The organism is Nocardiopsis sp. NPDC006198 (assembly GCF_040613895.1).
Classification (GTDB): Bacteria; Actinomycetota; Actinomycetes; order Streptosporangiales; family Streptosporangiaceae; genus Nocardiopsis; species Nocardiopsis tropica.
On the sequence record NZ_JBEXSY010000127.1, the window covers coordinates 1 to 4,813 of the forward strand.

At 74.9% G+C, this 4,813-nt stretch carries 4 protein-coding genes; all 4 read right to left on the bottom strand.

Annotation, left to right across the window (positions count from 1 at the left end):
• Window positions 1-132 precede the first annotated feature (132 nt).
• Window positions 133-309, bottom strand: a complete 177-nt coding sequence (locus ABZ234_RS33820; protein WP_344181395.1) for a hypothetical protein — start codon at window positions 307-309, stop codon at window positions 133-135.
• A 163-nt stretch (window positions 310-472) separates the two neighbouring features.
• Window positions 473-1,480: an NlpC/P60 family protein gene (locus tag ABZ234_RS33825; RefSeq protein WP_344181393.1), complete on the bottom strand. Its 1,008-nt coding sequence runs from the start codon at window positions 1,478-1,480 to the stop codon at window positions 473-475.
• 478 nt (window positions 1,481-1,958) lie between these two features.
• Window positions 1,959-3,857 (bottom strand): S9 family peptidase, encoded by a 1,899-nt coding sequence (locus ABZ234_RS33830; protein WP_355014754.1) that lies wholly within the window; start codon window positions 3,855-3,857, stop codon window positions 1,959-1,961.
• A gap of 275 nt (window positions 3,858-4,132) precedes the next feature.
• Window positions 4,133-4,798 (bottom strand): Rv3235 family protein, encoded by a 666-nt coding sequence (locus ABZ234_RS33835; protein WP_355014755.1) that lies wholly within the window; start codon window positions 4,796-4,798, stop codon window positions 4,133-4,135.
• Window positions 4,799-4,813: the final 15 nt, after the last annotated feature.

The window sequence follows — 4,813 nt, forward strand, 5'->3', positions numbered from 1 at the left end:
CTGCCCCCCCCCCCCGGCCCGCCCCCCCCGTCTTGCCCCCCCCCACCCCCCTCCCCCCCCCCGGCCCCCCGGGGGGCGCCCCCCCCCCCGCCCCGCCCCCCCCCCCCCGCCGGACCCCGCCCGGGAGGCGGGCTACCGGCCCCTCCCGGCGGAATCGGCCCTGAGCATCCTCACCCCGAGGACGACCACGCCGACGGCCAGGGCGATGACCACGCCCCAGATCAGCAGGCCGACCACCACGGAGAGCAGCCAGAAGAAGGCGAGCACCACCGCCACGCCGGCGGCGACCCTGAACAGAAGTCGTCCCATGGGCCGAAGGATACGCGGGCCGCACCCGGACAAGAGCGCGGCCCCGCCCTCGCCGTGACCCCGCGCCCGGACCGGCCCGGGCGCCGGGACCGGCGGCAGGGACGACATCCACCGCTCCACGGCGGCGCCGGGCCCCGCATCGGCCGCCCTCGCGGCCGATCCGCTAGCCGACGCGCACCGCCCCGGAGAAGACGCCGTCCCAGTACGCGGCCAGCGAGACCTCCTCCAGCGGCTTGGAGGGGTTGGAGCCGTGGATCATCATCCCGTTGCCGGAGTAGATCCCCACATGGCTGGGGGCGGACTCGCTGTAGAAGAACAGCAGGTCCCCCGGCTGGACCTCGTCGCGCGAGACGCGCGTGCCCGCGTTCACCTGGTCGTAGGTGGTGCGGGGCAGGCTCACGCCCGCCTGGGCCCATGCCGCCTGGACCAGGCCCGAGCAGTCGTAGCCGTCGGGCCCGGTGCCGCCCCACACGTAGGGCTTGCCGATCTGCGCGCGGGCGAAGTCCAGTACCGCCTGGACGTCCCCGGACACCGCGCCGGCGTCCCCTCCGGTGGCGGCCGCGCCCGCGGCGCCGGCCGTCGGGTCCACCCCGCCCAGGCTCTCCAGCACCGCGGCCTGCTCCTCCAGGGCCGCCTCGCCCTCCTCCTGGGCCGACTCGGCCTCGGACAGGGCCTGCGCGGCCCCCTCCTCGGCCGCCGCGGCCTGCTCGCGCAGCTCCTCGGCGCGCTCCACCTCCACGACGTAGTCCGCCAGGACCACCTCCTGCCCCTCGGAGAGGAAGTTGAGGTCGGCCACGTTCTGCAGCGCCGCGTCGGGGGAGCTGTCGAACAGCACCGTGAAGAGGCTGTGCGTGGACTCGGTGTAGGCGACCCGGGCGATCCCGGCGACCTGGCCGGACATGGCGTCCAGGTCCTCCTGCGCCTCGGCCAGCCGGGCGTCGATGTCCTCCAGCTCGGTCCGGGCGCTGGAGTGGTCCTCCTCCGCCTGGTTGAAGGCCTCGTTCAGCACCGAGAGCTCCTCCTGGAGCTCCTCGTAGCGCTGCTGCGCCTCCTCCGCGGTGGGTTCGGCCAGTGCCGGGGCCGAGGAGAGGGCGAGCGCGCCGAGGGCGACGAAACCGACCGTCGCGCCGCGGCGCCTTCCACGCGAACCGGGTTCGGGGTTGCGAGTCAAGGGATCGACTGCCTTTCTCCCACACCCGTCTACCAGCGCAGGGCATCCCGCGGACACACCTGTGGCAGGCGTGCGGGGATGAGCGGTAGGGGGTCCCGGTACGCGGCGGAAAGGCCGCGGGAGGTGTGCCGGGCGTGCTGCGGTGGCCCCCGCCCTCGGGAAGAGAGCTGCTGACGGGCGGGGTGCGACGGAAACCGGACGCCGTCACCCTGATGGTGACCGAGCGGTGCGTTCCGACCTGAGGGAACACTAATTCACGACAAGGGCGAAACGCGACCCTTTCGTTACCTCGCCTTGGGCAACCCCCTGACCTGCGAGGCCGCGCCGACCGAGCGGAAATCCCGACGGCTCCCGCGAAGCGGGCACACAGCATCCCCGCTCCGAACACACCAAAACCAGGTCAACCACCCCCGAAAAAGAGACGTGTATCACGAGAACCGGGGGAAGGGGCGGGGTCCTCCCCCGCCCCCGACGAACATCACAGGTGGCGCTGCCACCAGTCCAGGACCGCCTCGAAACGCGCGACCCGGTGGCTGGGCAGCCCCGACCGCGACAACTCGTGCCCCTCACCCGGGAACAACAGCATCTCCGCCTCGTGCCCGCGCAGCTTGAGCGCCACGAACAGGCGCTGCGCCTGCTCCACCGGACACCGCCAGTCCTCCTCGGAGTGGATGATCAGGAACGGCACCCCGATCCGGTCGGCATAGGTGAGCGGACTCTCCTTCGCCCACACCTCCGGCGGACCGTACAGCGGCCGCGGGAAGAACGAACCGATGTCGGAGGAGCCGTGGAAGCTCTCGATCGCGTTCACCGCCCGCTCGCTGATCGCCGCACGGAAGCGCCCGCCGTGGTGCGCCGCGATCCACGTCGTCATGAAACCGCCGTGCGAACCGCCCATGACGCCCACCCGCGAGGAGTCCAGCCGCCCGTCCTCCAGGGCCGCGTCCAGGAACGCCATCACATCGGCCGCGCTCACCTCGCCCACCGCGCCGATGATCGCCCGGCCGTGCTCGTCCCCGTACCCCGAGGACCCGCGCGGGTTGCACATCACCACCGCGTACCCCGCCGCCGCGTACACCTGGGTCTCGTCGAACAGCTGGTGGCCGTAGGGCGCGAACGGGCCGCCGTGGATCATCAGCACCACCGGGTGCGGCCCCTCGCCCTCGGGAAGGGTGACCCACCCGTGCACCGGGTACCCGTCGGGCGCGTGCGCCGTCAGCTCGGCCATCGGGAGCGGGGCCGGCCCCCGGGCGAACCCCGTGAGCCGCCTGACACCGTCCCCGGACACCACCACCAGCTCACCGCTGGAACGCCCGTCGGCCACCACCGCGACCGTCACACCGCCCGCGCTGTCGAACGACTGGACCTGGACCTTGTCGCCCACCAGGACCCGCGGCACACCGCCCCCGAAGGGCACCAGCACCAGATCGACCGCACCCCGGTTCTCGGCCAGCCCCAACACCCCGTCCGCCACCACCAGCAGGGGACCCGTCATCCGCGGCCCCTCCCCCGGCGTCAGGCGCGTCGGCACCGCCGAGGCGTCCGCCGGAACCGACCACACCCCGGTCGTGCGCCCCACGAAGTCGTCCAGGTCCGGGCCGATCTCGTCACCGCTGAAGAACACCGTCGAACCGTCCCCGGAGAACCGGCCGCCCCAGGCGTCCAGGTCCCCCGCGGTCACCCGGCGGGGCCGCGCCCCCTCCTCCGGCGCGCACGCCCACACGTCCTGCACCAGGTCGGTGTCGCGCGTCTCGTGCCGAGAGGCGGCGAACAGCAGCTCGGAGCCGTCGGGCCGCCACGCCACGTCGGCGTGCTCGAAGTCGCCCCCGGTCACCCGGACCGGCTCCCCCGCCTCACCCGAGGCGTCCACCGGCGCGGACACGAACACGTGCGAGCGGCGGTCGTTGGTGAACCCCAGGCCGTCCAACCGGTACTTGACCTGCGTGATGCGCCGGGGCGGCTCCTTGCCCGGCTCCACGCCCACGTACCGGCCCGGCTCGGGGACCCTGGCGGTGTAGGCGAGGCGGCTGGAGTCCGGACTCCAGCGCGGCGCCCCGGCCCCCAGGGGGTGCGACGTGATCTTCCAGGGCTCGCCGCCGTCGGCGGGCAGCACGTGGATCTGGGCGCGCTCGTCCTCGTCGGGCCGCAGGAAGGCGATCCAGCGCCCGTCGGGGGAGAACACCGGGCCGCTGTCCCTGGCGCCCCGGGTGAGGCGGGCGGGCGGGGCCGACCCGTCCGTGGGGACCGACCACAGGGAACCGAGGTAGGCGTCCTCCTCCAGGTCCGGGCGGGTCACGGCGAAGACCGCGCGCCGCCCGTCCGGCGACAGGGTCGGAGCGCTGAGGCTGTGCAGGTGGACGATGTCAGCAGGTTTCATACACGGATGGCCGTCCCGGCGCGGGGGCGCCGCGACCGCCCCCTCCTTATCCCTTTGCGGGGCGCCGTCGTCCGGAGCCTCCGCGTACCAGGTACGGCGCGACCACATCGGGACACGACCGCTCGAACACGGGACGCCCTCCGGTCAGGAGACCACCCCAGAGGGACCCTATCCACGCCCGTAGCCGGAAATCCAGGCACTTTCCCGGCTCACCCGCGACAACCGCCGTCGACGGCCCCGGGCCCGGACGCACCGCCCGGCCTACCCCCGCCCCCTCACGGCGAACGAACCACCGGCACCCCGGTCCGGCTCCGCACCGCGCTGTCGGTCTCCAACCGCACACACACCCACCGCCCCTCCACCCGCCGCGCCCTGAACGCGAACACCCGCGACCGCCGGGCACAGCCGATCACCGCACTCGCCTCCACCTCGGGAGCACCCGACCCGCCCGCGTCCGCCCTCTGGTGGAACACCCTCCCCAACCGGGGCGCCAACCCGCACGGGATCGCCCCCCGCAGCCGGCGCAGCTCCTCACGGACCGGAACCGCCAACTGGTCCCGCAGCACCTCCGGCGCACGGCGGCCCACCAGCACCTCCGCCAACCGCTGGGCCAGCAGATACACCTCACCCGGCGTCCGGTGGCCCGCGAGCAGCGGACCGGCGGCGCACCGGCCCGCCGCCGCCCCGGCGAGCGGGGCCCGGGCCGGGGTCCGCACCGGACGCGGACGCCCGCCCGGCACCCGGACCCCGGACGAGGGCTGGTGCGGCCCCGGCCGCCGACCCGCCGCCGCGGACCGGCGGTGCGGCCCCGGGGAGCGACGGGCGGCCGGGGCCCCCGCATCCCGCGCACCCCCCGACCCGGCGGAGGAACCGGACACGGGCGCCACCGGCGCGCCCTCCCCGCCCGGCGCGGGCGCCTCCGGTCCGAGCCCGGCGAGCACGTCGGTGCTGCGCGA

Bases quoted from the DNA above. Each gene is read 5' to 3' on its own strand.
- ABZ234_RS33820 (WP_344181395.1), bottom strand. From the start codon at position 309: ATGGGACGACTTCTGTTCAGGGTCGCCGCCGGCGTGGCGGTGGTGCTC.
- ABZ234_RS33830 (WP_355014754.1), bottom strand. From the start codon at position 3,857: ATGAAACCTGCTGACATCGTCCACCTGCACAGCCTCAGCGCTCCGACC.